Annotated in this window: 24 protein-coding genes and 1 pseudogene; 15 read left to right on the top strand and 10 right to left on the bottom strand. The window is 56.9% G+C overall.

Annotated elements, in window-relative coordinates; genetic code table 11:
- Nucleotides 1–101 precede the first annotated feature (101 nt).
- From sanA to KW829_RS04290, 5 genes are all read right to left on the bottom strand, one after another.
- Nucleotides 102–821, bottom strand: a complete 720-nt coding sequence (gene sanA, locus KW829_RS04310; RefSeq protein ID WP_010433553.1) for an outer membrane permeability protein SanA — start codon at nt 819–821, stop codon at nt 102–104.
- Between the two features lie 126 nt (nt 822–947).
- Complete coding sequence (cdd, locus tag KW829_RS04305) at nt 948–1,832, bottom strand: cytidine deaminase (RefSeq protein WP_218307674.1); 885 nt, start codon at nt 1,830–1,832, stop codon at nt 948–950.
- A gap of 129 nt (nt 1,833–1,961) precedes the next feature.
- Nucleotides 1,962–2,657, bottom strand: coding sequence for a CidB/LrgB family autolysis modulator (locus KW829_RS04300; protein WP_042715955.1), 696 nt, complete (start codon nt 2,655–2,657; stop codon nt 1,962–1,964).
- Nucleotides 2,654–3,049 (bottom strand): CidA/LrgA family protein, encoded by a 396-nt coding sequence (locus KW829_RS04295; protein ID WP_042715956.1) that lies wholly within the window; start codon nt 3,047–3,049, stop codon nt 2,654–2,656. The genes KW829_RS04300 and KW829_RS04295 overlap by 4 nt, the downstream gene beginning before the upstream one ends.
- A 191-nt stretch (nt 3,050–3,240) precedes the next feature.
- The gene (locus tag KW829_RS04290; protein WP_218307673.1) at nt 3,241–3,957 is read right to left on the bottom strand and encodes a type 1 glutamine amidotransferase; all 717 of its coding nucleotides are present in this window, start codon (nt 3,955–3,957) and stop codon (nt 3,241–3,243) included.
- A 59-nt stretch (nt 3,958–4,016) separates the two neighbouring features.
- Here KW829_RS04290 and KW829_RS04285 point away from each other — a divergent pair, with 59 nt between their 5' ends.
- From KW829_RS04285 to KW829_RS04250, 8 genes and pseudogenes are all read left to right on the top strand, one after another.
- Nucleotides 4,017–4,814: a helix-turn-helix domain-containing protein gene (locus KW829_RS04285; protein WP_218307672.1), complete on the top strand. Its 798-nt coding sequence runs from the start codon at nt 4,017–4,019 to the stop codon at nt 4,812–4,814.
- A 41-nt stretch (nt 4,815–4,855) separates the two neighbouring features.
- Nucleotides 4,856–5,788: a tRNA dihydrouridine(16) synthase DusC gene (gene dusC / locus KW829_RS04280; protein WP_218307671.1), complete on the top strand. Its 933-nt coding sequence runs from the start codon at nt 4,856–4,858 to the stop codon at nt 5,786–5,788.
- Nucleotides 5,789–6,127: 339 nt separating this feature from the next.
- Nucleotides 6,128–7,435 (top strand): carbohydrate porin, encoded by a 1,308-nt coding sequence (locus KW829_RS04275; protein WP_371317568.1) that lies wholly within the window; start codon nt 6,128–6,130, stop codon nt 7,433–7,435.
- Nucleotides 7,436–7,590: 155 nt separating this feature from the next.
- Nucleotides 7,591–8,424, top strand: a complete 834-nt coding sequence (licT, locus tag KW829_RS04270; RefSeq protein WP_218307669.1) for a BglG family transcription antiterminator LicT — start codon at nt 7,591–7,593, stop codon at nt 8,422–8,424.
- A 24-nt stretch (nt 8,425–8,448) separates the two neighbouring features.
- Nucleotides 8,449–10,414: pseudogene (bglF, locus tag KW829_RS04265) on the top strand (PTS beta-glucoside transporter subunit IIABC).
- Between the two features lie 12 nt (nt 10,415–10,426).
- Complete coding sequence (locus KW829_RS04260; protein ID WP_010433582.1) at nt 10,427–11,821, top strand: glycoside hydrolase family 1 protein; 1,395 nt, start codon at nt 10,427–10,429, stop codon at nt 11,819–11,821.
- 327 nt (nt 11,822–12,148) lie between these two features.
- Nucleotides 12,149–13,567: a multidrug resistance outer membrane protein MdtQ gene (mdtQ, locus tag KW829_RS04255; protein ID WP_218307668.1), complete on the top strand. Its 1,419-nt coding sequence runs from the start codon at nt 12,149–12,151 to the stop codon at nt 13,565–13,567.
- A 50-nt stretch (nt 13,568–13,617) separates the two neighbouring features.
- Entirely contained in the window at nt 13,618–14,382 is a 765-nt protein-coding gene (locus KW829_RS04250; protein WP_089597971.1) for an SDR family oxidoreductase, read from the top strand.
- Nucleotides 14,383–14,437: 55 nt separating this feature from the next.
- Here the strand turns inward: KW829_RS04250 and KW829_RS04245 are convergent, their stop codons facing one another.
- On the bottom strand, nt 14,438–15,010 hold the full coding sequence (locus KW829_RS04245) for a DedA family protein (protein ID WP_218307667.1): 573 nt from the start codon (nt 15,008–15,010) through the stop codon (nt 14,438–14,440).
- A gap of 157 nt (nt 15,011–15,167) precedes the next feature.
- Between KW829_RS04245 and KW829_RS04240 the strand changes: the two genes are divergently transcribed.
- Together KW829_RS04240 and pbpG are read left to right on the top strand one after the other, a co-directional pair.
- Entirely contained in the window at nt 15,168–15,755 is a 588-nt protein-coding gene (locus tag KW829_RS04240; RefSeq protein WP_010433589.1) for a Yip1 family protein, read from the top strand.
- A 167-nt stretch (nt 15,756–15,922) separates the two neighbouring features.
- Nucleotides 15,923–16,846 carry a D-alanyl-D-alanine endopeptidase gene (gene pbpG / locus KW829_RS04235; RefSeq protein ID WP_010433590.1) on the top strand — a complete coding sequence of 308 codons (924 nt, stop codon included), beginning with the start codon at nt 15,923–15,925 and terminating at the stop codon, nt 16,844–16,846.
- 95 nt (nt 16,847–16,941) lie between these two features.
- Here pbpG and KW829_RS04230 read toward each other — a convergent pair whose 3' ends face one another.
- Both KW829_RS04230 and dld read right to left on the bottom strand, forming a co-directional pair.
- On the bottom strand, nt 16,942–17,496 hold the full coding sequence (locus KW829_RS04230) for a GNAT family N-acetyltransferase (protein ID WP_126544436.1): 555 nt from the start codon (nt 17,494–17,496) through the stop codon (nt 16,942–16,944).
- Between the two features lie 112 nt (nt 17,497–17,608).
- Nucleotides 17,609–19,357 carry a D-lactate dehydrogenase gene (gene dld, locus KW829_RS04225; RefSeq protein WP_218307666.1) on the bottom strand — a complete coding sequence of 583 codons (1,749 nt, stop codon included), beginning with the start codon at nt 19,355–19,357 and terminating at the stop codon, nt 17,609–17,611.
- A gap of 189 nt (nt 19,358–19,546) precedes the next feature.
- Here dld and bglX point away from each other — a divergent pair, with 189 nt between their 5' ends.
- The 5 genes from bglX to KW829_RS04200 all read left to right on the top strand — a co-directional run bounded on the left by bglX (nt 19,547) and on the right by KW829_RS04200 (nt 25,742).
- On the top strand, nt 19,547–21,844 hold the full coding sequence (bglX, locus tag KW829_RS04220) for a beta-glucosidase BglX (RefSeq protein ID WP_218307665.1): 2,298 nt from the start codon (nt 19,547–19,549) through the stop codon (nt 21,842–21,844).
- 146 nt (nt 21,845–21,990) lie between these two features.
- Nucleotides 21,991–22,908: an ABC transporter substrate-binding protein gene (locus KW829_RS04215; RefSeq protein WP_089597974.1), complete on the top strand. Its 918-nt coding sequence runs from the start codon at nt 21,991–21,993 to the stop codon at nt 22,906–22,908.
- Nucleotides 22,909–22,920: 12 nt separating this feature from the next.
- The gene (locus KW829_RS04210; RefSeq protein ID WP_218307664.1) at nt 22,921–24,078 is read left to right on the top strand and encodes an ABC transporter permease; all 1,158 of its coding nucleotides are present in this window, start codon (nt 22,921–22,923) and stop codon (nt 24,076–24,078) included.
- Entirely contained in the window at nt 24,071–25,021 is a 951-nt protein-coding gene (locus KW829_RS04205) for an ABC transporter ATP-binding protein (RefSeq protein ID WP_089597976.1), read from the top strand. The genes KW829_RS04210 and KW829_RS04205 overlap by 8 nt, the downstream gene beginning before the upstream one ends.
- Entirely contained in the window at nt 25,005–25,742 is a 738-nt protein-coding gene (locus KW829_RS04200) for an ABC transporter permease (RefSeq protein ID WP_010433609.1), read from the top strand. The genes KW829_RS04205 and KW829_RS04200 overlap by 17 nt, the downstream gene beginning before the upstream one ends.
- On the opposite strand, the gene KW829_RS04195 is transcribed toward KW829_RS04200, so the two are convergent.
- Nucleotides 25,717–25,830, bottom strand: coding sequence for a protein YohO (locus tag KW829_RS04195; protein WP_010433613.1), 114 nt, complete (start codon nt 25,828–25,830; stop codon nt 25,717–25,719). The genes KW829_RS04200 and KW829_RS04195 overlap by 26 nt on opposite strands.
- Before the next feature lie 69 nt (nt 25,831–25,899).
- A complete protein-coding gene (gene mlrA, locus KW829_RS04190; protein WP_010433616.1) occupies nt 25,900–26,640 on the bottom strand; it encodes an HTH-type transcriptional regulator MlrA in 741 nt (246 codons plus the stop codon).
- Nucleotides 26,641–26,663: the final 23 nt, after the last annotated feature.

Genomic DNA, 26,663 nt, shown 5'->3' with positions numbered 1-26,663 from the left:
CTTCAATGAAGCCGTAGCGGCAATGAACTCAGCGTAAAAGGTCAGGTGTAAAGAGGGGATAAAAAGCGTAGCACCCGGCGTAAAGAAACTATAAACGGAGGCTATTTTTTCTCTTTTTTCTGCAGATCGAGCAGCTGTTCTGGCGTCACCGCCGGATAACCCTGCGCATCTTCTGGCACCTCGTGCATTGCCGGGATCGGCACCAGCGGGCCTAGAAAGCGCGGTTCACGTTTGAAGATGTAGAGATCGGCTAATGCGCCAAAGCGGGCACCGAACTCGCGCACGCGCACGCTCAGCATGTCTTTTGGCGACGGCACGGCGTAGCACTGAGCCTGGATACCCATGTGCAGCGCAATAAACAGCGCGCGCTCGCAGTGGAAGCGCTGGGTGATGATGATGAAATCGTTAGTGTCGAACACCTTGCGGGTGCGCACGATGGAGTCCAGGGTGCGGAACCCGGCGTAGTCGAGCACGATATCGGCAGGATCGACGCCTGCGGCAATCAGGTCCTTACGCATCGTCACCGGTTCGTTGTAGCTTTGCAGGGCGTTATCGCCGCTCAGCAGCAGGTAATTCACCTTGCCGCTGTTATAGGCGTTCAGCGCACCCTGTATGCGGTAGCGGTAATACTGGTTGATCACGCCGGTGCGGTAATACTTGGCGGTGCCGAGCACCACGCCAACCTGACGGTAGGGAAGATCCTGGAGGTCGTCAAAAATGTAGGGGGCGGTTTTCCAGCTCATCCAGCGGTCGAGACCGAGCACGATCAACAGCAGTATGCCGACCAGGACAGACAGGCTGTAAAAAACGCGCTTTAACATGGAGATGGCTCGTTCGTGGATGAAAGTTCACTCAGGCTACTGTACCCGCCTGGTTAGCGCAAGAAACGGTGAATCAACTGAGGGCTTTTTCAGCAAACTGGCGGGCATTTCTGCCCGCCGGAAGGTTCAGGCAAGCAGCACGCGGTCGATTGTGGTGCAGCCCAGCGCTTTCAGCGTCGCGGCGGTGGCGTCCCACTGAATCAGCGGCGCATCGGCTTTTTCTGCCAGAATGGCGCGCTGAATGTCCGGATAGTCGTAGCCGTTCAGGCTCAGCAGGTTAAGTGCGCCCTGCAGCGGAGGCAGCGTAGGGTTAAACGCGGCGTTCTCCGCATAGCTGCCGGTAAAGATGCGGTCATCACGGCACTGTAGCGCCACGCCACTTGGCGATTGACTGTACGGCGTATGGCTCTTGTTCGCCGCCCGAATGGCCGCTTCGCTCAGGTCATCGCCGGACAGGGCGAAACCGTGATCCTGCTCGTCCATCAGCAGCGTTTTAATCTCGAGATCTTTCGGACCGAAGGCGTCCGGCAGGTAATCCCCCAGCGTATGCGGCGCGCGGCCCGGCAGGTTAATGCGCAACTGCAGCCCGCTGTTCAGCTCGTTCATAAACTGACGGCAGTGACCGCAAGGGGTGTAGTTAACGGTGATGGCGCTCAACGCTTTTTCACCGCGCAGCCAGGCGTGGCTGATGGCGCTTTGCTCGGCGTGAACGGTCTGCTGCATGGTCGCACCGAGGAACTCCATGTTTCCGCCGAAGTACCAGGTTCCGCTTACGCCGCGTGCAATGGCGCCGACGTTGAAGTGGGAAAGGTCGGCACGCGCGCAGGCAGCAGCCAGGGGCAGCAGTGCGAAAGCCAGCGCGTCTTCATCCAGTCCCGTTGCCTGTTTCAGCGTCGTGACCTGCTCCGCCGTCAGCTGGGCGGGGAAATGCGCATCCGCCAGAACCGGAGCCAGGGCTGATTGCAAATTCTCTGCAAGCTGGGCGAAAGCAGCTTGAAAACGTGGGTGCATGGCGTTTGCCTCATAAAGGTTAATGGATCGGTAGTGTACGGAGCCGTTGGGGCTTTATATGTGATCCACTTCTCATTATGTATGCAACTTATGAAAACAAAATGAAAATTGCGCGACGCATCGCAAATTTTAGCCCATCACCGCCAGAATAATCGGGAAGACAAAGGGTGCAATCAGGGAGGTGATAATCCCGCAGATCACCAGCGCCAGCGAGCTAAACGCCCCTTCCTGATAGTCCACTTCGGCGCAGCGCGCGGTGCCCAGGGCGTGAGACGCAGTCCCCATAGCCAGACCACGTGCAGCTTTGGTGCGGATCTTCATCAGATTCAGCAGGGTATGGCCAAACACCGCGCCCAGGATCCCGACGAAAATCACGCACATCGCACTGATAGCCGGAATGCCACCGATGCTGCCGCCCACGGCCATCGCAATCGGTGTGGTGACGGACTTCGGCAGAATAGAGGCGGCAATCTGCGGAGAGGCGCCCATCAACAGGGCCACCGAGGTGCCGGTGATCATCGCCACCAGGCTACCGATAAAGCAGATGGTGATGATGGACTTCCAGCGGGCGCGGATCTGGTGCAGCTGTTCATATAAAGGAAATGCCAGCGCGACAACGGCAGGCTGCAGCAGATCGTTTAAAATTTTGCTCCCTGCGAAGTAGCGTTCGTAGGGAATGCCGGTGAGCAGCAGGAACGGAATAATGACCACCATCGCCACCAGCAGCGGGTTGAGCAAAGGCATTTTGAAGCGTACGGCAAGTTTTCGTGCAGCGAAGAACACCGCCAGGGTTAACGGCAGCGACCACCAGATATTGGCCATCATTTTTTTGTTTTCTCCCCGACCACTTTACGTTCGCCATGCACGATGTGCGAACTCCAGCTCACTACCAGGAATACCACCAGCGTACTGACCGCACAGGAGACGACAATCGGGCCGAACTGCGCTTTGAGCACGTCGTAATATTGCATGACACCTACGCCGATGGGCACGAAAAGCAGCGCCATGTAGCGGATAAGGACGAAGCAGCCAGGATTGACCCACTTCGCGGGCAGCACCTGTAACGCAAGCAGCACAAACAGGATCAGCATCCCGATAATGCTGCCGGGAATGACGATCGGCAGCAGCGAGGCGATGAAAATCCCGGCGTACAGGCAGGCGTAAATCAGGACGAATGCGCGCAGATACTGCCAGATTGTATTCAGTGATTTGCTCATGGTGAAAGTCCTTGATGAAACGCATTCATCATACAATTAAACCCAGAAATGTGCCACGGATCACATCATGAAATTTGAGCATACCAGACATTCCAGAATGGAACGTCTGGTATCACCGCACAGGGACAGGCTACAGTTTAGAGGAAAGGAGTTACAGTGGCGAAGTGACGAGCCTGAGAAATGCCTCTGAGTCAGGCATTGCGTTGGGCAGTGAGTTTATCCAGAAAAGAAAACAGCACTTGATTCATTTCACGGTAATCATGCGAGCGTAATTTTTCAGCCGTTTCGACAAAACGGAATTCTCCCGCACGGCGGAGATCGTTCTGCGAATGTTCGATAAGCAGCTCAACCACCTCCGACGTTAGCTCCATATGGCACTGAAAACCGTAAACCCGTTCGCCGTATTGCACGATCTGACGAGGACAGCCCTCGCTGTAAGCGAGCACCTTTGCCTGCGGCGTCAACCCTGGCATGTCGTTATGCCAGTGACCGACGTCCAGCCCACCGCCAAAATTCTCAAAAAGGGGGTTCGTCTTGCCTGCATCTGTGAGCCTGACGGGAAATTTACCGATCTCTTTTTCCGGGCTGTGGCAAAACGCTGCGCCCAGCGCTTCACCGATAAGCTGCGAGCCCAGACAAACGCCAATCACCGTTTTACCCGCCTCTATTGCGCGGCCGATGAGTCGCATTTCCGCTTGCGCATCAAACCAGGGGCACTCCTTAAGCGTGGTGGCAGGTGATTGTGGGCCTCCCATAATGATAAGCATGTCTGTGCTCTCCAGTTCCTCAGGTAAAGGCTCATCCTGATAAACCCGGGTGTAGCTCAGACTACAGCCGCGGCTTTTCCCCCAGATTTCATAGGCGCCTGGCGCTTCGAAATGTTCATGAATGATAAAATGAATGTGCATTGCTTCTCTCTCCGGTTATGTGTACAAGCAGCATCATAAGAGGAAGGGAGGAATGTGAAATGCCAACCGTTATCGATAAAACGCCAAATCACGACGATGCCATCGGATGGTCGAGAGGGGCAATTAGCTATACGCGCGGCGAAGTGGATCCGCCCCACCAGCATTCACAAGGTCAACTTTTGTTTGCCATCAAAGGCGTCATGCTGGTCGAAACCGGCAGCAAACGCTGGGTAATACCGCCACAGCGTGCGCTGTGGATCCCTCCCTTTCAGGAACACACCTACAGCGTGTTATCCGCAACAGAACTCCGCGCGGTCTGGTTTAGCCCGGAATTAATAACGCAATGCAAACCGTTTAAGCGGAAAGAAGATATTCACGTGATTAAGGCGACTGCGTTGTTCAAAGAGTTGATTGCTGGACTGTTCAGTTCGGAATACCGACCGGCAAGTCAGCGAAGCATGGCTGTTTTGCTGCTCGACATTCTTAGTGAAACGCAGCAGATCTCGGCCGAATTGCCGATGCCTATTGATGAACGGTTACATCGTGTTGCCTGTGACATTATTGCCAACAATCTATGGGGTGTTTCTATGGAAAGGCTGGCGGAGCAGGCCGCCATGTCTGAACGCACATTTTCACGCGCGTTTATCAAAGATACAGGCTTTAGCTTCCGGACCTGGCGACAGCGCGCAAGGATTTGTGCCTCGCTGGACCTGCTCGCAAACGGATACCCCGTTAAGCAGGTGGCCTGGATGCTGGGATTTTCCGGCCCGGCGGCATTTGCGGAGGCGTTTCGTGCTGTAGTGGGAGCAACGCCAGCTGACTTTCTCCCTGAACAGAAGCGCTTCCCAGCGATATAGAGAGCAGCTACTATAGCGCGTCTTTTTTCACAGGTACTGCTATGCGTGTTTTACTGGCCCCTATGGAAGGCGTGCTCGACTCCCTCGTGCGCGAGCTTCTGACCGAGGTGAACGATTACGATCTCTGCGTGACGGAGTTTTTGCGCGTGGTCGATATGCTGTTGCCGGTAAAATCCTTCTATCGTCTGTGCCCCGAGCTGCACAACCAGAGCCGGACGACCTCCGGTACGCTGGTGCGTATTCAGCTGCTGGGGCAGTACCCAGAATGGCTGGCGGAGAACGCCGCCCGTGCGGTTGAGCTGGGCTCTTATGGCGTCGATCTCAACTGCGGCTGTCCGTCGAAGATGGTGAACGGCAGCGGGGGCGGGGCGACGTTGCTGAAAGATCCTGAACTCATTTATCGCGGCGCGAAGGCGATGCGTGAGGCCGTGCCGTCGCATCTGCCGGTGACGGTAAAGGTGCGCCTGGGCTGGGACAGCGACGCGCGGCAGTTTGAAATTGCCGATGCGGTGCAGCAGGCCGGTGCCACCGAGCTGGTGGTGCACGGGCGTACTAAAGAGGACGGCTACAAAGCGGACCGCATTAACTGGCAGGCAATCGGTGAGATCCGCAAACGCCTCAGCATGCCGGTTATCGCCAACGGCGAAATCTGGGACTACGAAAGTGCGCAGGCGTGCATGAAGGAGACGGGCTGTGATGCGGTGATGATAGGCCGCGGCGCGCTGAACGTGCCGAACCTCAGCCGGGTGGTGAAATATAATGAACCGCGCATGCCGTGGGCAGACGTGGTCACGCTGCTGCAAAAATACAGCCGTCTGGAAAAGCAGGGCGACACCGGTTTGTATCACGTTGCGCGTATTAAGCAGTGGCTCAGTTATTTGCGCAAGGAATATAGCGAAGCGTTAGGTTTATTTCAGGAGATCCGTACGCTACAGACCTCTGCGGATATTGCGCGCGTGATCCAGTCAAAATAATAAGCGTTAATTTGCTCACACTTTTTTAAAATATAAAACGATGCAGGTTTTCAAGGTGGCGCGACGGTGTTAAGGTGCCACTGTTTTCAACGCAGGATTGTTACTGGTTAACAGGCAAAACCTAAGCGTTTCACAGCATTAACCGCTGTGGAGCGCTTAGGTTTTTTTTTGCCTGTCATTCACGCAGGAGAACCATTTGGCCTAACGCTTTTTGCTGGAACGAATAATTAAAACACGACGGGAAATAGAAAAATTTCCTGCGAACGGTTACGCACTAATACTCAGCTACAGGTTGCTATTATGACAAATAAAAATAATCTCTATGCCCTCGCTTTATTGATGATATCGCCTTTAACAATGGCGCAGGAGTGGAATGGAACGGTATTAGGGTTTGAAGCCCCGCCGGAGCCTGTTCTGGGCGAAATGCTCGGCATACGTAAAATCCTCAACGATAACGGTTTTACCTATAACCTCGGATACCTGAATGAAATTGGCTGGAACGGCGGTGGCGGATATAACCACGACTCCCACGTGGCCTATATTGACCAGTTCGCGCTGACCTTCAACCAGGATCTGGAGCGCTGGACGGGCATCCCGGATGCGCGTATCGAGGGGAACATCGTCAACCGCAACCACAACGACGACCTTACCACCAAACGTGTGCAGGATCCGCGCGTGAACTTCAACGATTTGACCCAGGAAAGCTGGGGCGGGCAATCCATTACCCGTCTGGGCTGGCTGACGTTTGCCCGCAGCTTTGATGACCGACGCCTCACCTGGCGTATCGGCATGATGAACAAGGTGCAGACCTTCGACCAGATCATCCCATGCGACTTTCAGCTGCTCTCCCAGTGCGGCGGGAAATCGGCCAACTCGCTGACCTGGAACAACTGGAACGTTCACACCTGGGGCACCACGCTGGAGTATAAGCTCACGCCAGCCGTCACCTTAAAAGGCGGCGTGATGGAGCAAAACCCGGACGCCTCCAGCCGCAGCCACGCATGGAGCTGGTCGACGAAGGGCAGCAAAGGGGTCTTGCTCCCGGTCGAAATCGAAGCGCGTCCGCTGATTAACGGTCTGCCGGGCGCCTATAACCTCGGCGTGGTGTTTACCAACGCGCCGCAAACCGATCTCTACCGCGGAAAATCCGGCGGGGCTGGGGCGAGCGATCCGGACGGTTACGAGAAGCATAACCGCACGTGGTTCATGTACGCCGGGCTTAACCAGCAGATCACGCAGCACAAGGACGATCCGAATCGCGGGTTAAGCACCTCGGTCAGCATGAGCCTTGCGGATCAGCGCAGCAATTACATGCATCAGGTGTATGCCGCCTCGCTGCGCTACCGCGGGCTGTTTGACGCCCGGCCGGAAGACTGGATTGGTTTCGGGCTAACCTGGATTGATATGAGCAGCCAGTACGCCCGCAACCAGCGCTACATGAACAGCCTGAACGGCGTGTCGGACTATAACGATCCGGCGTATCACCCGGTGCCGGGCCACTCCCTGAACGGTGAGTTTTACTATCGCTTCCGTCCGGTGTCGTGGCTGCAGCTGCAGCCGGGCATTCAGTACTGGCACCATCCGGGCGGCGTATCCCGGACGCAGGATGCCTGGGTAACGGAGCTGAAAACCGTTGTGACGTTCTAGCAATGTCGATCTGCGTCACGTTTTTTACCCGTGATGCATTGAGGCTACGAATGAAACTGATAGAGTGCCAGAACTGGATTGTTACTGCTTCGGCAGGCAAAACCTGATTTTCTGGCTTCTGCCGGAGGTCAGGTTTTTTTGTTTCTGGGGTTCCGATGAAAATCGCCAAGATACTCAATAATAACGTGGTGGTTGTTCAGGATGAGCGCGGGCGCGAACAGGTGGTGATGGGCCGCGGGCTGGCCTTTCAGAGGCGCGTGGGTGACGCGCTGGATACCGCGCTGATTGAAAAGGTGTTTGCGTTACAGAGCGATGAGCTGGTGCAGCGTCTCGGTGAGCTGCTGAGCCAGATCCCGCTGGAGGTGATGACCACCTGCGACCGCATCATCGTGCTGGCGGCGCAGCGGCTGGGGAAATTGCAGGAAAGTTTGTATATCACCCTGACCGATCACTGCTACTTCGCGATTGAGCGCCAGAAGAAAGGGCTGGCGATCAAAAACGTGCTGCTGTGGGACATTAAGCGCCTCTATCCGAAGGAATTTGAGCTGGGGCAGGAGGCGAGGGCCATTATCGCCAAACGCCTGAACGTCGAGCTGGCTGAGGACGAAGCGGGGTTTATCGCGCTGCATCTGGTCACCGCGCAGCTGAACAGCGAAATGCCGGAAGTGATGCATGTGACAAGGGTGATGCAGGAGATCCTGCAGTTGGTGAAGTATCAGCTGCAGCTGGAGTACGACGAAGAGTCGCTCAGCTATCAGCGTTTTGTCACGCATCTGAAGTTTTTTGCCCAGCGGATGCTCACCCGCACCGTGGTGGACGATGACGATATCTCGCTGCATACCGCGGTAAAGGACAACTACGCGAAAGCATGGAAATGCGCCGAGAAAATCGCGCAGCACCTGAACAAAAGCTATCAGCGCGAGCTGACGACCGAAGAAATTATGTTCCTCGCCATTCATATTGAACGGGTGAGAAAAGAGGGGCGTTAAGCCTCAAATCTGGATTGTTACTGCATAACGCAGGCAAAACCTGAGCGCGGCCTTCGAATGGAGGACGTTCTCGGGTTTTTTTATTTTTATACTCAGTCAACAGGTGCCTGCGGGCATCGGATGTAAGGAAATCGAGATGGAATACCAGGCTTTAGCGACGGATATTCTCGGCCACGTTGGCGGAAAAGAGAACATTGTCAGCCTTGTCCACTGCGCGACCCGGCTTCGCTTTAAACTGAAAGATAACCAGAAAGCGGATGCCGAAGGGCTGAAGAAAAATCCGGGCGTGATTATGGTGGTCGAAAGCGGCGGCCAGTTCCAGGTGGTGATTGGCAACCACGTGCATGACGTCTGGCAGGCGGTGCGCAAAGAGGCCGGGCTCACTGACGATGCGCCAGCCGTGGAAGAGAAGGGCGACAAGGGCAACCTGCTGGGCCGCCTGATCGACATCGTCTCCGGAATTTTCACCCCGTTTATCGGCATTCTGGCAGCCTCCGGTATTCTGAAAGGGCTGCTGGCGCTGGCGGTTGTCTGCGGCTGGCTCACACCTGAAAGCGGCACCTATAAAATCTGGTTCGCGGCCAGCGACGCGCTGTTCTTCTTCTTCCCGCTGGTGCTGGGCTATACCGCGGGCAAGAAATTCGGCGGCAACCCCTTTATTACCATGGTGATCGGTGGGGCACTCACCCACCCGATGATGATTGCGGCGTTTAACGCCAGCCAGCAGCCAGGGGCGGTTTCCGAGGCGTTTCTCGGCATCCCCGTGACCTGGTTCAACTACAGCTCGTCGGTGATCCCCATCATTCTTGCCGCGTGGGTCAGTTGCTGGCTGGAAAAACAGAGTACCAGGCTGCTGCCATCCTCAATGAAAAACTTCTTCGCGCCGCTGATCTGCTTAGGCGTTACCGTGCCGCTGACCTTCCTGGTGATTGGCCCGCTGGCAACCTGGCTCAGCCAGTTGCTGGCCAACGGCTACCAGTGGATTTACGTCCTGGCACCGTGGCTGGCGGGCGCGGCGATGGGCGCGCTGTGGCAGGTCTGCGTCATCTTCGGCCTGCACTGGGGACTGGTGCCGCTGATGATCAACAACCTGGCGGTGCTGGGGCATGATTCCATGCTGCCGATGCTGCTGCCTGCGGTGTTCGGCCAGGTCGGCGCGGCGCTGGGGATTTTCCTGCGCACTCGCGATGCGCGTCAGAAAATGCTGGCCGGATCGTCCGTGACGGCGGGGATTTTCGGCATCACCGAACCGGCAGTCTATGGCGTTAACCTGCCGCTGCGCAGACCCTTTATTTTCGGCTGCGTGGCGGGGGCAATCGGCGGCGCGATTGTCGGCTTCAGCGACACCCACGTGTACTCCTTCGGCTTTGCTAACGTCTTTACCATCGCCCAGATGATCCCGCCGGGTGGGGTAGATGCCACGCTGTGGGGCGGCATTATCGGCACCGTGGTGGCGCTGGTGCTGAGCTGCGTCCTGACGCTGGTGGCGGGCATGCCAGCACGCTCAGCGCTCGAGGTGGTTGCGCCAGCGGGTGAAAACGATGTGCTGGCTCCGATGACCGGTACCGTGCTGGAGCTCGATCAGGTGCCCGATACCACCTTTGCCAGCGGCCTGCTGGGCAGCGGAGCTGCCATCATTCCCTCCGACAACAGGGTGGTTGCCCCGTTTGCGGGCGTTGTTGCCTCTCTTTTCCAGACCAAACACGCCATTGGCCTGCTCAGCGACAGCGGGATTGAAGTGTTAATCCACGTGGGAATCGACACCGTGAAGCTCGATGGTAAACCGTTTACCGCCCACGTGAAGGTGGGCGACAGGGTGCAGCCTGGCGACCTGATGCTGGAGTTTGATCGTCAGGCGATTATCGATGCCGGATACGACCTGGCGACGCCAATCATTATCAGTAACAGCGACGAGTATCGCGAGGTGGCGACCGTGGCGGCAACGTCCGTTAACGCCGGTGCACCGCTGCTCAGCGTAAGCCATCAATAACAGGAGAACGTGATGAAAACTTTCCCGGATGATTTTTTATGGGGCGGCGCGGTTGCCGCGAACCAGGTAGAAGGCGCCTGGCTGGAGGATGGCAAAGGGCTGTCCACCTCAGACGTCCAGCCGCAGGGGGTGTTTGGCCCGGTGGTGGAGCGCGTGGCGGGTGACAGCGGCATTAAGGATGTCGCCATCGACTTCTATCACCGCTACCCGGAAGACATCAAACTCTTTGCCGAAATGGGCTTTAGCTGCTTGCGCGTCTCCATTGCCTGGACGCGTATCTTCCCGAATGGCGACGAGCAGACGCCAAACGAAGCGGGTCTGGCGTTTTACGACCGGCTGTTTGACGAGCTGGCTGCGCACGACATCACTCCGCTGGTCACGCTATCGCACTATGAGATGCCGTGGGGGCTGGTGAAGCAGTACGGCGGCTGGGGCAGCCGTCAGACGATTACCTTCTTTGAGCGCTACGCCCGCACCGTGTTTGCGCGCTACAGGGAGAAGGTGAAGCTGTGGCTGACATTCAACGAAATCAATATGTCCCTGCATGCGCCGATGACCGGCGTGGGCCTGCCCGAAACCAGCAGCAAAGGGGAAGTGTATCAGGCGATCCACCATCAGCTGGTGGCCAGCGCGCTGGCGGTGAAAGCCTGCCACGAGATTATCCCGGATGCAAAAATTGGCAACATGCTGCTGGGCGGCCTGATGTACCCGCTGACCTGCAGGCCGGAAGACGTGCTGGAAGCGCTGCAGGAGAACCGCGCCTGGCAGTTCTTTGGCGACGTGCAGTGCCGCGGGGCGTACCCAGGCTATATGCTGCGCTTCTTCCGCGACAGCGGCATCCAGATTGATATCACCGACGCCGACCGTGATGCGCTGAAATCCACCGTCGATTTTATCTCGTTCAGCTATTACATGACTGGCTGCGTGACAACCGATGAAGAGTTGAACAAGCAGGCGCGGGGCAACATCCTGAGCATGGTGCCAAACCCGCATCTGGCAAGCTCCGAGTGGGGCTGGCAGATTGATCCGGTGGGCCTGCGCACGCTGCTGAATGTGCTCTGGGATCGTTATCAGAAGCCCTTGTTTATTGTAGAAAACGGCCTTGGCGCGAAGGACAAACCGGACGCCGACGGCGTGGTGCAGGACGACTACCGCATCAGCTACCTTAATGACCACCTGGTGCAGGTGCGTGAGGCCATTGACGACGGTGTCGAGGTGATGGGTTACACCAGTTGGGGGCCGATCGATCTGGTGAGCGCGTCCAAAGCGGAACTGTCCAAGCGCTACGGCTTTATTTACGTAGACCGCGACGACAGCGGTAAAGGCACCCTGGCCCGCAGCCGCAAAAAGAGTTTTTACTGGTATAAAGAGGTGATTGCCACAAAAGGGGCATCGCTGAAAGCCTGAAAGGAATAACGTCGCCCGGCGCAGTGCCGGGCAAATAGATCAGAAAATCATTTTGAATACGCCGGTAACCACTAACAGCCCTATCAAAAATATAATTAAAATAACCCACAGTAATATTTTCATTCCCTTCTCCTGCCCGTGTATGACACTGAATAAGTGTAGCAGTCAATTCATAATTGGTATGAATATGTTGAATTTATTCATTGTGATTGGGAATAAATTGCCGAATATGAAAATGTATGACAATTTGCGGATTGCCACGCGTTACTAAAAAACAGAATGGCATCAAGCGTAATTTGCGCCTTTAATTTTTTGAGTTATGGCGTCATGAAACCTTCTCTTATTTTATCTCTGAGTGCCCCTCTTGTCTTAATGCTGGCTGCCTGCGCGCCGGAACATGCCAGCGTGTCGCCAATTAAAGCGCAAGCCACTGCGGCGTCGGTGAATACACAGCTAAGTCGAACCAACTGGCCGAAAAACGAATGGTGGAAAGACTATAACGATCCGCAGCTAAATTCGCTGATCGCGAAGGCGCTAAATGATGCGCCGGATATGCAAATTGCCCGACAGCGTATTACGCTCGCGGAAGCGCAGGCGAAAGCCACCATGGCGGCAGATGGCCCACAGATTGATTTTTCAGCCGATGCGGAACGGCAAAAAATGTCTGCAGAAGGGTTGATGGGGCCTTTCGCCATTACCGATCCGGCCGCGGGTACGACCGGGCCGTGGTACACCAACGGAACATTTGGCCTGACAGCGGGCTGGGATCTCGATTTGTGGGGCAAAAACCGCGCGCAGGTTGAAGCCCGCATCGGCAAGGTCAACGCCCAGAAAGCCGAGATGGAGCAGACGCGTCAGCTGTTGGCCAGCAGCGTCGCGCGGCTGTACTGGGAGTGGCAGACCCAGGCCGCGGTGGGGGAGGTTCTCGCAGAGATTAAACACGAGCAGGAAAATATCATCGGTGCCGACCGCGAGCTTTATCAGCACGGGATCACCTCCTCCGTAGAAGGTGTTGAAACCGATATCAATGCCAGCAAAACCGAAGAGCAGCTTGCCGGGGTAAAAGGCAAAATGAAAGCCGTTGAGGCACGTCTTCAGGCCCTGACCAATACCTCCTCGATGAAGCTGACTCGCCATGCTTTACCGACAGCGGAAGCGGCGTTGCCCGCCACGCTGGGATACGAACTGCTGGCTCGCCGCCCTGATCTGCAGGAGGCGCACTGGTACATTGAAGCTTCCCTGAGCGAAGTGGATGCCGCCAAAGCCGCCTTCTATCCCGACGTGAACCTGATGGCATTCCTGCAGCAGGATGCCCTGCATCTGAGCGATCTGTTCCGTTCCTCCGCTCAGCAAATGGGCGTCACCGCGGGGCTGACGCTGCCGATCTTCGACAGCGGCAGGCTGAATGCGAATCTGGATATCGCCCAGGCGCAGAACAACCTGTCGGTGGCGAACTACAACAAAGCGGTGGTCGATGCCGTTAACCAGGTGGCGCGCACGGCCAGTGAAGTTGAAACCCTGACCGCCAAAAACCAGCAACAGCAGCAGGTCGAGAAAGATGCTGCGCGCGTGGTGGCACTGGCACAGGCGCGCTTTAGCGCCGGGATTATTGCCGGTTCCCGCGTCAGCGAGGCTAAAATTCCGGCACTCAAGGAACATATCGCTACGCTAACCCTGAAAGGGCAGTACATGGATGCCACGCTACAGCTGACGTCCGCGCTGGGTGGTGGCTATCATCACAGCTAAAAAGGGTGATTATCTATACTTACCTCTTTGCACATTTTCAGGAGGTGAATATGACCCGAGTAGCAATTGTGACGGCATCGGATTCCGGTATCGGTAAAACCACCGCGCTGATGCTGGCAGAGCGCGGCTTTGATGTCGGTGTCACATGGCATTCCGATGAAAGCGGCGCGCGGGAAACCTGTCGCGAGGTTGAGGCGAGGGGGCAACGTGCAGAGGCTATCCAGCTTGATCTGAGCACGTTGCCGGACGGTGCAAAGGCCATTGATACGCTGATTGCGCGTTTCGGTCGGCTTGATGTACTGGTCAACAATGCCGGGGCGATGACCAAAGCGCCATTCCTTGAGATGCCGTTTGACGACTGGCGGAACATTTTCACCGTTGACGTGGACGGCGCGTTTCTCTGTTCGCAGATTGCCGCGCGGCAGATGGTGAAGCAGGGGGAAGGGGGGCGAATTGTGAACATCACCTCGGTGCATGAGCACACGCCGCTGCCTGACGCCAGCGCCTATACCGCGGCAAAACATGCGCTGGGTGGCTTAACCAAATCCATGGCGCTGGAGCTGGTTAAGCACAAGATTCTGGTGAACGCCGTTGCGCCCGGGGCGATTGCCACGCCGATGAACGACATGGATGATAGCGAAGTGAAAGAAGGCTCAATGCCGGAAATCCCGCTGGCAAGGCCGGGGCATACCAAAGAGATCGCCAGCCTGGTGGCGTGGCTGTGCGACAGCGATGCCAGTTACACGACGGGGCAATCCTTTATCGTTGACGGCGGATTTATGCTGGCGAATCCGCAGTTTAAGCCGGAGGGGTAGTTTTCCCCCTCACCCTAACCCTCTCCCAAGGGGAGAGGGAACAGACCGCACTAAGCTAATCCTCATCCCGCCTCTTCTCCCTGTGCCGCATCCACAGCCTGACCCCAATCACCGCCACAACCACCAGAATCAGCCACGCCCAGTGTTTAATATGCTGATCGAGATTATGCAGCCACGGTCCGATCACCTCTCCGCCCACGTAGCCGAGCGTGGTGAAGATCAGCGCCCAGGCAATCGCGCCTACAATATTGAGCGGCAGAAATATTTTGGGCGGTAGACGGCTGGCACCGATCAGAATCGGCCCGATAATGCGAAAGCCGTACATAAAGCGGGTGCCAATGACGAACAGATAGGGATGACGCTGAATGAGGCGCTGAGCGCGGCGGATTTTCTTTTGATGCTTTGCGAAACGCTTAATCAGCGTCGGCCCAAAGCGCAGCCCCAAAAAGTAGAGCAACTGATCGCCAATCATCCCGCCCAGCGCGACCGCGGCGACGACCAGCGGGAATTTCAGCAATCCCTGATGCGCCGCAACGCCGCCTAACAGCGTGATGGTTTCGCCTTCTGCCACGCTACCGATGACCAGCGCGGCATATCCATATTGTTCAATGAGTCCGTTGATATCCATTACGTCTGAGTTATCTCCCTGTTCGAGCCTACATTAATCATATACCCCCAGAATCAACCGTGCGGCAATCAACGGATTTTTCCCGCTGTACATAAAATAATCTAAAGCCTGCATTATACTTAGAGTATCGCTGACGGGCCGACAACAAGGGGGCGCTATGAACCATGTCTGGGGACTCTTCTCCCATCCCGATCGTGAAATGCACGTGATCAGAAGCGAGAACGAAACGGTCGCGCATCATTACACGCACCATGTGCTGCTGATGGCAGCGGTGCCGGTAATCTGTGCGTTTATAGGCACAACACAAATCGGCTGGAACTTTGGTGATGGCACCGTGGTTCAGCTCTCCTGGTTTACCGGGCTGTATCTTGCCGTCATTTTTTACGGCCTGATGCTGGCGGGTGTGGCGGTGATGGGGCGCGTTATTCACTGGATGGCGCGAAACTACCCGCAGCGTCCGTCGCTGGCCCACTGTATGGTCTTTGCCGGATATGTCGCGACCCCGCTGTTCTTAAGCGGTATTGTTGCGCTCTATCCACTGGTCTGGCTGTGCGCGCTGATCGGTACTGTTGCCCTCTTTTACACCGGTTATCTGCTGTATGTAGGGGTGCCAACCTTCCTGAATATCAATAAAGAAGAGGGCCTGAGCTTCTCCAGCTCTACGCTTGCCATCGGGGTTCTGGTCCTGGAGGCGTTACTGGCTCTGACGGTTATTCTGTGGGGTTATGGATACCGTCTCTTTTAAGCTCACTGCATTGCTGGCGTAAATGCCAGCAATGCAGCATCTGTTCACGATTCTCCGCTGGCGACAACGCACGGTGACCGCTATGATGCCGATGCCAGCCTGCGTTTATCCGTTGACGCAGGCGGTGTACGTCATTACGTGCGTGAATAATTATCAGAAGTCTCACCATGCTGAAATTCCGAGTTTCATTACTGAGCCTGGCGCTGCTGCTGGGTGCGTCCGCTGCCGCGCCAGCCATCGCCAAAACGCCTGCGGTGACCTCCGCGGCGGCACAACCGCAAATTGCCTCCGGCAGCGCGATGATCGTCGATCTCAACACCAACAAAGTGATCTATGCCAGCCACCCGGATCTGGTGCGTCCGATCGCCTCCATTACCAAATTAATGACCGCGATGGTGGTGCTTGATGCACGACTGCCGCTGGATGAAAAACTGAAGGTCGATATCAGCCACACGCCGGAAATGAAAGGCGTCTACTCCCGCGTGCGTCTGAACAGTGAAATCAGCCGTAAGGATATGCTGCTGCTGGCGCTGATGTCCTCCGAAAACCGCGCGGCAGCCAGCCTGGCGCACCACTATCCGGGCGGCTATGATGCGTTTATTCGCGCGATGAATGCCAAAGCCAAATCGCTGGGGATGACAAACACCCGCTATGTGGAACCGACCGGGTTGTCGATTCATAACGTCTCAACGGCGCGTGACCTGACGAAGATGCTGATTGCCAGCAAGCAGTACCCGCTGCTTGGCCAGCTCAGCACCACGCGTGAGGATATGGCGACGTTCTCTAACCCGTCCTACACGCTGCCATTCCGCAACACTAACCATCTGGTGTATCGCGAGAACTGGAATATCCAGTTAACCAAAACCGGGTTTACCAATGCGGCAGGCCACTGCCTGGTGATGCGCACCGTGTTTAACGGCAAGCCGGTTGCGCTGGTGGTGATGGATGCCTTCGGCAAATATACCCACTTCGCGGATGCCAGCCGCCTGCGGACGTGGATTGAGACCGGGAAAGTGCAGCCGGTTCCGGCCGCGGCGCTGACGTATAAAAAGCAGAAAGCGGAACAGATGGCGACGGCGCAGAACGATTAGATAAAAGCAAAACGGCAACCTGGTTGCCGTTTTTAGTGTTTGCACCCTCTCCCTGTGGGAGAGGGCCGGGGTGAGGGCACCAGACCGCACTGGGCCTATTCCGGCAGCGTCCAGTCACCGTCGTTGAGCGGGCGCTGCATTATCAACGTATCCCGCCAGTCGCCTTTCTTATACCCAACGCTTCGCAATTGACCCACGACATCAAAACCGTGCTTTTTATGTAAGCGCAGCGAGCCCGAGTTGTTATTCCCGTCACCCACAACGGCAATCATCTGCCGCCACGGGCCCTGCTCGCAGCGTGCGATCAGGGCGCTCAGCAACGTCGAGCCAAATCCACGGCCCGTGGTGCTGGCATCCACATAGATTGATTCTTCCAGCGTATAGCGATAAGCCTGTCGCGGACGATATGGAGTGGCATAGCAATAGCCGACGACGATACCGCGGTACAGCGCGACCAGCCACGGCAAACCGCTGTCGATGACGTTTTTCATACGCTTACGCATTTCGTCTACGGTGGGGGGAACTTCTTCGAAGGATGCGCGACCATGGAGTACATGCCATGCATAGATGGCCGAGATGGCATGCGCATCATCTGGCAGGGCATCACGCACCTCCAGTTCGGTTTCGGATAAAATATCTACAGCCGACATGATGTGCCCGCTCCTTATCGTAGAATGCCGGAGAAACGTCTCTCCGGCGACAGATCGCTACTCTAGTACGATTAAGGAGCGCTTAACAATCTCTCAAATATGGCTGTATGAATTAATCAGATGCTTGCGTTATGGGCTGCTCCGCATCTGTCTCTTCTTTCCAGTATTTCTTCCGCGTTGTCTTACCAATGCCGGGATTCATACTATTTGTAGGGTCATTCTCGCGATAAAACTGCTTAAGTGCGTCAGGCGCTTTATAAAGATGCCCGACGTTGTGTTCTGCAGGATATTGCGCGCCACGTTCATGTAACAGGGCGAGCATCTGCTCTTTAAGCGCGTGCGCGTCAACGCCTTTTTTAACGATGTAATCCTGATGGAAGACGTAGCACATAAAGTGGCCGTAATAGAGCTTGTGAACCAGCTTGCTGTCGATCTCCGGCGGCAGGTGCTCAAACCATTCGGTATCGTTGCGTCGCAGGGCGATATCCAGCGCCAGAATATCTTCCACCTCGTCGGAATGCACCGCCTGATAACGGATGGCTGCGCCTGCGGCGGCGAAACGATGCAGGAAGGCTTTGCTGCCTTCTTCCGGCGTGCAGGCAAAGAAATCACCCTCAGCCGTCTTGAAGAACCCGGTCAGCCAGTTTTGTGCTTCAGCAATCCCGTCTCCGGCCATCTTCAGCAGCAGGTGGTGCTCATACTTATCGCGCCAGGTTTTCATTCGCTCCGGTAAGTGCGCCGGAAAAACGTTGCCCAGCTTCTGCATAAAGCGGTCGGTGAAGTGCGGTTTGAACAGCGACACTTTATCAAGCATCGCGTCGGTGCGGCCCTTCATGGTGAAGAAGAACGGCATTTTGTCGGTGCCGAGCTTGTCGATCATCAGGAAGGTGTCTTTCCCGTAGCGCTCGGCGATGTCGTATATATCCCGGTGCATATATTCGCCCGCGACCGGCAGGTGGGTAAATTCGCCCAGAATATGACGACGGATTTCGGTCAACACCTCGGGCTGATTGGTGCCGATGTAAAACACCTGCTGCTTTTTCTCTGCCGGGAAGGTATCAAGACGCACGGCAAAAACAGCGAGCTTGCCTGCGCAGCCGGAGGATTCAAACAGGCGGTCTGGGTCAGCGTTATAGCGCGCCGGGGTATCGGCGTCGATATCCCGCACGCGGGTGACGTAATCATGATCGTGCGCGTGGCGACCATCGTGCTGAACGTCTTCGTCCTTCACGCGGTCATCGTCAAGCTTGCTCAGGATCTGCTCCGGCGTCACGCCGAGATCGATACCCAGATGGTTCACCAGCGTCAGCTTGCCGTTTTCGTCGATGCGGGCATACAGCGACATCTCGGTATACGCCGGGCCGCGCTGCACCAGCGAGCCGCCGGAGTTATTGCAGATCCCGCCGATCACCGACGCGCCAATACAGGAGGAGCCGATCACCGAGTGTGGCTCGCGTCCCAGCGGCTTAAGCGCTTTTTCCAGCGTGTAAAGCGTGGTGCCGGGGAAGGCCAGCACCTGTTCGCCTTTGTCCAGCAGGTGAAGTTTGTCGAGGCGCAGGGTGCTGATAATCACGATGTCACGATCATAATCATTGCCGTTCGGCGTGGAGCCTTCGGTCAGGCCGGTATTGGCGGCCTGCATTAAAATAATCTTGTCGGCGGCGACGCAGGCGCTCAGCACGCGCCACAGCTCAAGCAGCGTGCCGGGGAAGACCACGGCCAGCGCGTCACCCTGGCCGGAACGGAAACCCTTGCGGTAGCGGGCGGTTTTAGCCGGGTCAGTAAGCAGGTGAGAGTGACCAACCAGGCGCGACAGTTCGTTAATAAAAGTATTGTTATCGTCAGTTCGAACAGAAGACATCTTCCACTCCTTGTGGTGGGGCAAATTTCTCGCTGTAAAGCATAGCGCGATTAACTGTTAAGCGGTCGAGTATTCACGAGAAAAATCAGAGAATAACCCTGCAAGGTTCAAAGGGTTTGTGGCACACTGCGCTTTTCGCACGGTATGGCCGAGATCGTCCGGCGGTTATTGATGAGAGAGTATAACGACATGAAATGGCTATGTTCTGTAGGTGTCGCCGTCAGCCTGGCGCTGCAACCTGCGCTCGCAGAGGATTTGTTTGGTAATCACCCGCTCACGCCTGAAGCTCGCGACGCGTTTGTCACGGAATTGCTCAAAAAGATGACGGTTGATGAGAAAATCGGTCAGTTGCGTCTTATCAGCGTCGGCCCGGATAACCCGAAAGAGGCCATCCGTGAGATGATTAAAGAGAGCCAGGTGGGGGCGATTTTTAACACCGTCACCCGTCAGGATATCCGTAAAATGCAGGATCAGGTGATGGAACTCAGCCGCCTGAAGATCCCTCTCTTCTTTGCCTATGACGTGCTGCACGGCCAGCGTACCGTCTTCCCGATTAGCCTCGGGTTAGCCTCCTCCTTTAACCTCGACGCGGTGAAAACCGTCGGGCGCGTGTCGGCGTATGAAGCGGCGGACGATGGCCTGAACATGACCTGGGCGCCGATGGTCGATGTCTCCCGCGATCCGCGCTGGGGCCGCGCGTCGGAAGGCTTTGGTGAAGATACGTATTTAACGGCCACAATGGGTAAAACTATGGTGGAAGCGATGCAGGGCAAAAGCCCGGCCGACCGCTACTCGGTGATGACCAGCGTGAAGCATTTTGCGGCCTACGGCGCGGTTGAAGGCGGTAAAGAGTACAACACCGTCGACATGAGCCCGCAGCGTCTGTTCAACGACTACATGCCGCCGTACAAGGCAGGGCTGGATGCGGGGAGCGGCGCGGTGATGGTGGCGCTGAACTCGCTGAACGGCACGCCAGCGACGTCCGATTCCTGGCTGCTAAAAGACGTGCTGCGCGACCAGTGGGGCTTTAAGGGCATTACCGTCTCTGACCACGGCGCGATTAAAGAGCTGATTAAACACGGCACGGCGTCCGATCCGGAAGATGCGGTGCGCGTGGCGCTCAAGTCCGGCATCAACATGAGCATGAGCGACGAGTACTACAGCAAATACCTGCCGGGGCTGGTGAAGAGCGGGAAGGTGACGATGGCGGAGCTGGACGATGCCGCGCGCCACGTGCTGAACGTGAAATATGACATGGGGCTGTTTAACGATCCGTACAGCCATCTGGGACCGAAGGACTCTGACCCGGCTGACACCAATGCCGAAAGCCGTCTGCACCGCAAAGAGGCGCGTGACGTCGCGCGTGAAAGCCTGGTGCTGCTGAAAAACCGCCTCGACACGCTGCCGCTGAAAAAATCCGGCACCATCGCCGTGGTGGGCCCGCTGGCCGACAGCAAGCGCGACGTGATGGGCAGCTGGTCTGCGGCTGGCGTGGCGGATCAGTCCGTCACCGTGCTGACCGGCATTAAAAATGCCGTCGGTGAAAACGCGAAAGTGGTGTACGCCAAAGGCGCAAACGTCACCGACGATAAAGACATCGTCACCTTCCTCAATCAGTACGAGGAAGCGGTGAAGGTGGATCCGCGTACGCCAAAAGAGATGATCGACGAAGCAGTTAACACAGCTAAACAGTCTGACGTCGTTGTCGCGGTCGTGGGTGAAGCGCAGGGGATGGCGCACGAAGCCTCCAGCCGTACCGATATCACCATTCCGCAGAGCCAGCGCGATCTGATCGCCGCCCTGAAGGCCACCGGCAAACCGCTGGTGCTGGTGCTGATGAACGGCCGTCCGCTGGCGCTGGTGAAAGAAGACCAGCAGGCTGATGCTATTCTGGAAACCTGGTTCGCCGGTACTGAAGGCGGTAACGCTATTGCTGACGTGCTGTTTGGCGATTACAACCCGTCGGGCAAGCTGCCGATGTCCTTCCCGCGCTCCGTCGGGCAGATCCCGGTGTACTACAGCCACCTGAACACCGGTCGTCCGTATAACGCCGACAAGCCGAACAAGTACACCTCGCGCTACTTCGACGAAGCCAACGGCCCGCTGTATCCGTTTGGTTACGGTCTGAGCTACACCACCTTTAAGGTCTCTGACGTGAAAATGTCGGCGCCTGCCATGAAGCGTGACGGCAAGGTCACCGCCAGCGTGGACGTGACCAACACCGGCAAGCGCGAAGGCGCGACGGTGATCCAGATGTACGTTCAGGATGTTACCGCGTCCATGAGCCGTCCGGTGAAGCAGCTGCGCGGTTTCGACAAGGTGTCACTCAAGCCTGGCGAAACCAAAACCGTAAGCTTCCCGATTGACGTCGATGCGCTGAAGTTCTGGAACCAGCAGATGAAATACGTTGTGGAACCCGGCAAGTTTAACGTATTCATCGGCGTGGATTCCGCCCGGGTGAATAAAGGCGAGTTCGAACTGCAGTAATCGTCCCTTCCTTCGCATCCCCCGCCTCACGGGGGATGCGTCTTACCTTATGCTAAAAAGGCATTTTGACGGTTAAACACGCCGTTTTAAGCTACGCTTTTCTCTCAAGCCTCTGAAAAAGGCGATAAAAAAATGAGGACAGCGGAATGACGATTAAAAAGGGGATGTTAGGCTCTGCGGTGTTACTGGCAGCGCTTAGCCTGCCACTTCAGGCGGCTGAGCCTGTCAAAGTGGGATCAAAGATTGATACCGAAGGGGCGCTGCTCGGCAATATTATTTTGCAGGTGCTTGAGAGCCACGGGGTCAAAACGGTCAACAAAGTTCAGCTCGGTACAACGCCCGTCGTGCGCGGTGCTATTACCTCCGGCGAGCTGGATATCTACCCGGAGTACACCGGAAACGGCGCATTCTTCTTCAAAGATGAGAACGATCCGGCATGGAAAAACGCCAGCGCCGGGTATGAAAAAGTCAAAAAACTGGATGCAGACCAGAACAAACTGGTCTGGTTGACCCCTGCGCCTGCGAACAATACCTGGACCATTGCGGTGCGCAAGGACGTGGCGGAGAAGGGCAAGCTGACCTCGCTCGCGGATCTCAGCCGCTATCTGAAAGAGAAGGGCGATTTCAAACTCGCTGCGTCGGCTGAATTTATCGAACGTCCTGACGCGCTGCCTGCGTTCGAAAAAGCCTACGACTTCAAGCTTGACCAGGCCCAGCTGCTCTCTCTGGCAGGCGGTGATACGGCAGTGACCATCAAAGCCGCGGCGCAGCAAACCTCCGGCGTGAATGCCGCGATGGCCTACGGCACCGACGGCCCGGTTGCGGCCCTTGGACTGCAAACCCTGACCGACCCGAAAGGCGTCCAGCCGATTTACGCCCCGACCCCGGTAGTGCGCGAAGCGGTGCTGAAAGCCTACCCGGATATTGCAGAATGGCTCAAACCGGTCTTTGAAAAACTGGATGAAAAAACGCTGCAGCAGCTGAACGCCAGCATTGCCGTTGAGGGACTGGATGCCAAAAAAGTGGCGGCCGACTTCCTGAAACAACAAGGGCTTGTGAAGTAACAGGATAAAGCTGTGCCAATACAATGTCATAACCGCGTGCTGCTGCTGTTGGCCTGTGTGGCCATCGCGGCGGTCGCGTTACCTTTTGTGAACGTTGCGCCTAACCGGCTGATGTCGGGTGAAGGGCGCGCACTCTGGCAGATCTGGTCGTTTTCGCCCGCGCTGCTGTCGGTGGCGCTGGGCGCGGTCGTCGTCCTGTCGCTCTGGTCAGGACGTGCCGCGCACTGGCTGACGCTGCTCCTCTGTGAAGCCCTTTTTTTGGTGCTGTTCTGGAGCGCAGGGCAGTCGGCGACGCTCATGATGTCTGCGGAAAGCCCGCTGGCGCGTACGTCCATCGGTAGCGGTTTGTGGCTGTGGATGGCGCTCTGCCTGCTGGCCTGTAGCGATGCCATTCGCCGCCTGACGCCAGTACCCGTCTGGCGTTGGCTGCTGAACGCGCAAATCTGGCTCATCCCTCTGGTCCTCCTGTTTAGCGGTGAGCTGAATAATCTCTCGTTGTTAAAAGAGTACGCCAATCGCCAGGAGGTGTTTGATGACGCGCTCTCGCAACATCTGACGATCCTCTTTGGCACGCTTTTCCCGGCGCTGCTTCTTGGCGTCCCGCTGGGCATCTGGTGCTATCGCCATCCGGCGCGACAGGGGAGCGTGTTCACCGTTCTCAACGTCATTCAGACGGTCCCCTCCGTGGCCCTGTTTGGATTGCTCATTGCTCCGCTGGCCGGTCTGGCGAGGTCATTTCCCGCGTTGGGGGACATCGGCATTGCCGGTACCGGACTCACGCCCGCGCTGATCGCGCTGGTGCTCTATGCGCTGCTGCCGCTGGTGCGCGGTGTGGTGGCGGGCTTAAGCCAGGTTGCGCCGGACGTGCTGGAAAGTGCCCATGCGATGGGGATGAGCGCGCGGCAGTGTTTCTGGAAAATACAGTTACCCCTTGCGCTTCCGCTGTTAATTCGCAGCCTGCGGGTAGTGACGGTGCAAACCGTGGGGATGGCGGTGATTGCTGCGCTCATTGGCGCGGGCGGTTTTGGTGCGCTGGTATTCCAGGGGCTGCTCAGCAGCGCGCTGGACCTGGTCTTATTGGGCGTTGTGCCCACTATCGCGCTGGCGGTTGTTTTGGATGCGTTATTTGCCCTGTGGCTCGCGCTGCTCGGGAGAAGAGCCAATGATTGAATTTCATGATGTCAGTAAAACCTTTGCCGGTCGTCCGGCGGCAAGCCACCTGAATCTGCATTTTGCCGAGGGGGCATTTTCGGTATTGATCGGCACATCGGGGTCGGGAAAATCCACCACCCTGAAGATGATCAACCGGCTGGTTGAGCACGACAGCGGGATGATTCGCTTTGCCGGGGAAGAGATCCGCAGCCTGCCGGTGCTGGAGTTGCGTCGTCGTATGGGCTATGCCATTCAGTCTATCGGGCTGTTCCCCCACTGGACCGTGGCGCAGAACATCGCCACCGTGCTGCAGCTGGAAAAATGGACGCGGGCGAAAACCCATGCGCGGGTGGATGAGCTGATGGCCCTGCTGGGATTAGAGCCGACACTGCGTGACCGCTACCCGCATCAGCTTTCCGGCGGACAGCAGCAGCGTGTTGGGGTCGCGCGCGCGCTGGCGGCCAATCCGCAGGTGTTGCTGATGGATGAACCTTTTGGTGCGCTGGATCCGGTCACACGTGGTGCGCTGCAGGCGGAGATGACCCGCATCCACCGCATTCTGGGGCGCACCATTATCCTTGTGACGCACGACATTGATGAGGCGCTGCGCCTGGCTGACCATCTGGTGCTGATGGACCACGGTGAGGTGGTACAGCAGGGCACGCCGCTTGCGCTGTTGAGCCAGCCGAAGAACGACTTTGTGCGCGAATTTTTTGGCCGCAGCGAGTTGGGCGTCAGGCTGCTCTCTTTGCGCACCGTTGGCGATTATATGCGCCGACAGGATGCGCCGCTAAGCGGAGAACCGTTACAGGAGCAGATGAGCCTGAGGGATGCGCTGTCTGCTTTCGTCGCCAGACAATGTGAGATCCTGCCGGTGACCAACAGCCAGGGAACAACCTGTGGTGCATTGCATTTTCGCGATCTGCTGGCCGGGGAGGTGACGCGTGAAGGTCATGCGTGATCCGCTGCTCTGGCTGGCGCTGCTCTTCGTCGGTCTGCTCTTTCTGATGCCGCACAGCGCGGCGCTGTTCAGTTCGCTCTTTCCTGGCCTGCCGCGACCGGTCTATCAGCAGGAGAGTTTTATTAACCTTGCGCTGGCGCACGCCTGGCTGGTGACGATCTCAAGCGTCATTGCCATCGTCCTCGGCGTGGGGGCAGGGATCGCGGTGACAAGGCCATCGGGACGCGAGTTTCGTCCGCTGGTGGAGACGATTGCGGCGATCGGTCAGACGTTTCCGCCGGTGGCGGTACTGGCGATTGCGGTACCGGTTATTGGCTTTGGGCAGCAGCCGGCAATTATTGCGCTGATTTTATACGGGGTATTGCCGATACTTCAGGGAACCCTGGCCGGTATTGCGGCGGTGCCCGCATCGGTGCTGAGCGTAGCAGAAGGGATGGGCATGAGCGCCTGGCAGCGGTTGCGCAAGGTTGAACTCCCGCTCGCGGCACCGGTCATTATCGCCGGGATCCGCACGTCGGTGATTATCAACATCGGTACGGCGACTATCGCCTCGACGGTGGGGGCAAACACGCTGGGAACACCGATTATTATCGGTTTAAGCGGATTTAATACGGCCTACATTATTCAGGGTGCGCTACTGGTTGCGCTGGCGGCGATTGTGGTCGATCGCCTTTTCGAGCGCCTGGCGCTGTATCTCAGCCGACACCGCCACGGACGATAAACGAGTAACCCGCCAGCATCACGCCGCCGATACCGCTTACGGCCATCAGGACAAAAAGGGTAATTACCGCCAGTTTAGTTGCCTTCATCATGTGCTCCTGTTGTTAACGGAACAATTATACGGTGAAGCGCAGCTGTTAATGAACCATTAAATGCCGTTATGGCTCATCCGGGCCCAGGGAATAAACCGGGTAACCATTCTCGCGCCATTCCGTCAGCAGCTGTTGCTGCGAGGCGGAGGGCACTTCGCCACACCAGACCAGCAGGGTCTGACCGTCAAAAAACTCGGGCCGCAGCTGGGCCAGCGAGTGCGCGAGCACATCCACGCGCCAGCCTTTTTGGGTGGCAATCCAGGCTTCCAGCCACAGACGCGTGGTGTCGTGCACGTTCCAGCCAACCACCAGCGCATCTTTTCCGGCCTTGTTCTTCGCCGAGGCAAGGCAGACGGCAATATAGTTGATCAGTACGCCGTCGAGCATGCTGAGCAGCGCCTGCAGGGTAGACTGTTGGCACTGAAGGCGTCGACGGAGCGGAATGAAAAGATGGGTGATCAGCGTTTGCGCGGGATAATCACGCCCTTGATCTTTTATCCACGCGCGCAGGCGCTGCAGGTTACCTGCCTGCAGGAGCCGCAGCAGTGCTTCCTGTTGCTCACGCCAGAGATGCTGGGTGTCCGGATCGTCATGGCTAAGCAAGGATTTCACTTTGCCGACCTGCACACCGTTGTCGATCCAGCTTTTTATCTCGCGGATCCGGTCGATATCGGCCTCGTTGAACAGACGATGCCCACCGTCCGTTCTCTGCGGTTTAAGTAATCCATACCGTCGCTGCCACGCCCGTAGGGTAACGGGATTGATATCACAAAGGAGTGCCACTTCACCTATTGTGTAAAGCGCCATATTCGCCCCCTGGCTTACGCGTC

It is taken from the genome of Enterobacter sp. ENT02, from assembly GCF_019219165.1.
Lineage (GTDB): Bacteria > Pseudomonadota > Gammaproteobacteria > Enterobacterales > Enterobacteriaceae > Enterobacter > Enterobacter mori.
Note: the sequence above shows the minus strand (reverse complement) of the source record. Positions and strands in the feature narration are given on the sequence as shown.

Coding starts and splice junctions, on each gene's coding strand:
- KW829_RS04245 (WP_218307667.1), bottom strand. CDS start 15,010: ATGGATATCAACGGACTCATTGAACAATATGGATATGCCGCGCTGGTC.
- mlrA (WP_010433616.1), bottom strand. CDS start 26,640: ATGGCGCTTTACACAATAGGTGAAGTGGCACTCCTTTGTGATATCAAT.
- KW829_RS04275 (WP_371317568.1), top strand. CDS start 6,128: ATGATATCGCCTTTAACAATGGCGCAGGAGTGGAATGGAACGGTATTA.
- KW829_RS04290 (WP_218307673.1), bottom strand. CDS start 3,957: ATGCACATTCATTTTATCATTCATGAACATTTCGAAGCGCCAGGCGCC.
- bglX (WP_218307665.1), top strand. CDS start 19,547: ATGAAATGGCTATGTTCTGTAGGTGTCGCCGTCAGCCTGGCGCTGCAA.
- KW829_RS04240 (WP_010433589.1), top strand. CDS start 15,168: ATGAACCATGTCTGGGGACTCTTCTCCCATCCCGATCGTGAAATGCAC.
- cdd (WP_218307674.1), bottom strand. CDS start 1,832: ATGCACCCACGTTTTCAAGCTGCTTTCGCCCAGCTTGCAGAGAATTTG.
- dld (WP_218307666.1), bottom strand. CDS start 19,357: ATGTCTTCTGTTCGAACTGACGATAACAATACTTTTATTAACGAACTG.
- KW829_RS04195 (WP_010433613.1), bottom strand. CDS start 25,830: ATGAAGGCAACTAAACTGGCGGTAATTACCCTTTTTGTCCTGATGGCC.
- KW829_RS04285 (WP_218307672.1), top strand. CDS start 4,017: ATGCCAACCGTTATCGATAAAACGCCAAATCACGACGATGCCATCGGA.
- pbpG (WP_010433590.1), top strand. CDS start 15,923: ATGCTGAAATTCCGAGTTTCATTACTGAGCCTGGCGCTGCTGCTGGGT.
- licT (WP_218307669.1), top strand. CDS start 7,591: ATGAAAATCGCCAAGATACTCAATAATAACGTGGTGGTTGTTCAGGAT.
- mdtQ (WP_218307668.1), top strand. CDS start 12,149: ATGAAACCTTCTCTTATTTTATCTCTGAGTGCCCCTCTTGTCTTAATG.
- KW829_RS04250 (WP_089597971.1), top strand. CDS start 13,618: ATGACCCGAGTAGCAATTGTGACGGCATCGGATTCCGGTATCGGTAAA.
- KW829_RS04205 (WP_089597976.1), top strand. CDS start 24,071: ATGATTGAATTTCATGATGTCAGTAAAACCTTTGCCGGTCGTCCGGCG.
- dusC (WP_218307671.1), top strand. CDS start 4,856: ATGCGTGTTTTACTGGCCCCTATGGAAGGCGTGCTCGACTCCCTCGTG.
- KW829_RS04215 (WP_089597974.1), top strand. CDS start 21,991: ATGACGATTAAAAAGGGGATGTTAGGCTCTGCGGTGTTACTGGCAGCG.
- KW829_RS04300 (WP_042715955.1), bottom strand. CDS start 2,657: ATGATGGCCAATATCTGGTGGTCGCTGCCGTTAACCCTGGCGGTGTTC.
- sanA (WP_010433553.1), bottom strand. CDS start 821: ATGTTAAAGCGCGTTTTTTACAGCCTGTCTGTCCTGGTCGGCATACTG.
- KW829_RS04260 (WP_010433582.1), top strand. CDS start 10,427: ATGAAAACTTTCCCGGATGATTTTTTATGGGGCGGCGCGGTTGCCGCG.
- KW829_RS04230 (WP_126544436.1), bottom strand. CDS start 17,496: ATGTCGGCTGTAGATATTTTATCCGAAACCGAACTGGAGGTGCGTGAT.
- KW829_RS04295 (WP_042715956.1), bottom strand. CDS start 3,049: ATGAGCAAATCACTGAATACAATCTGGCAGTATCTGCGCGCATTCGTC.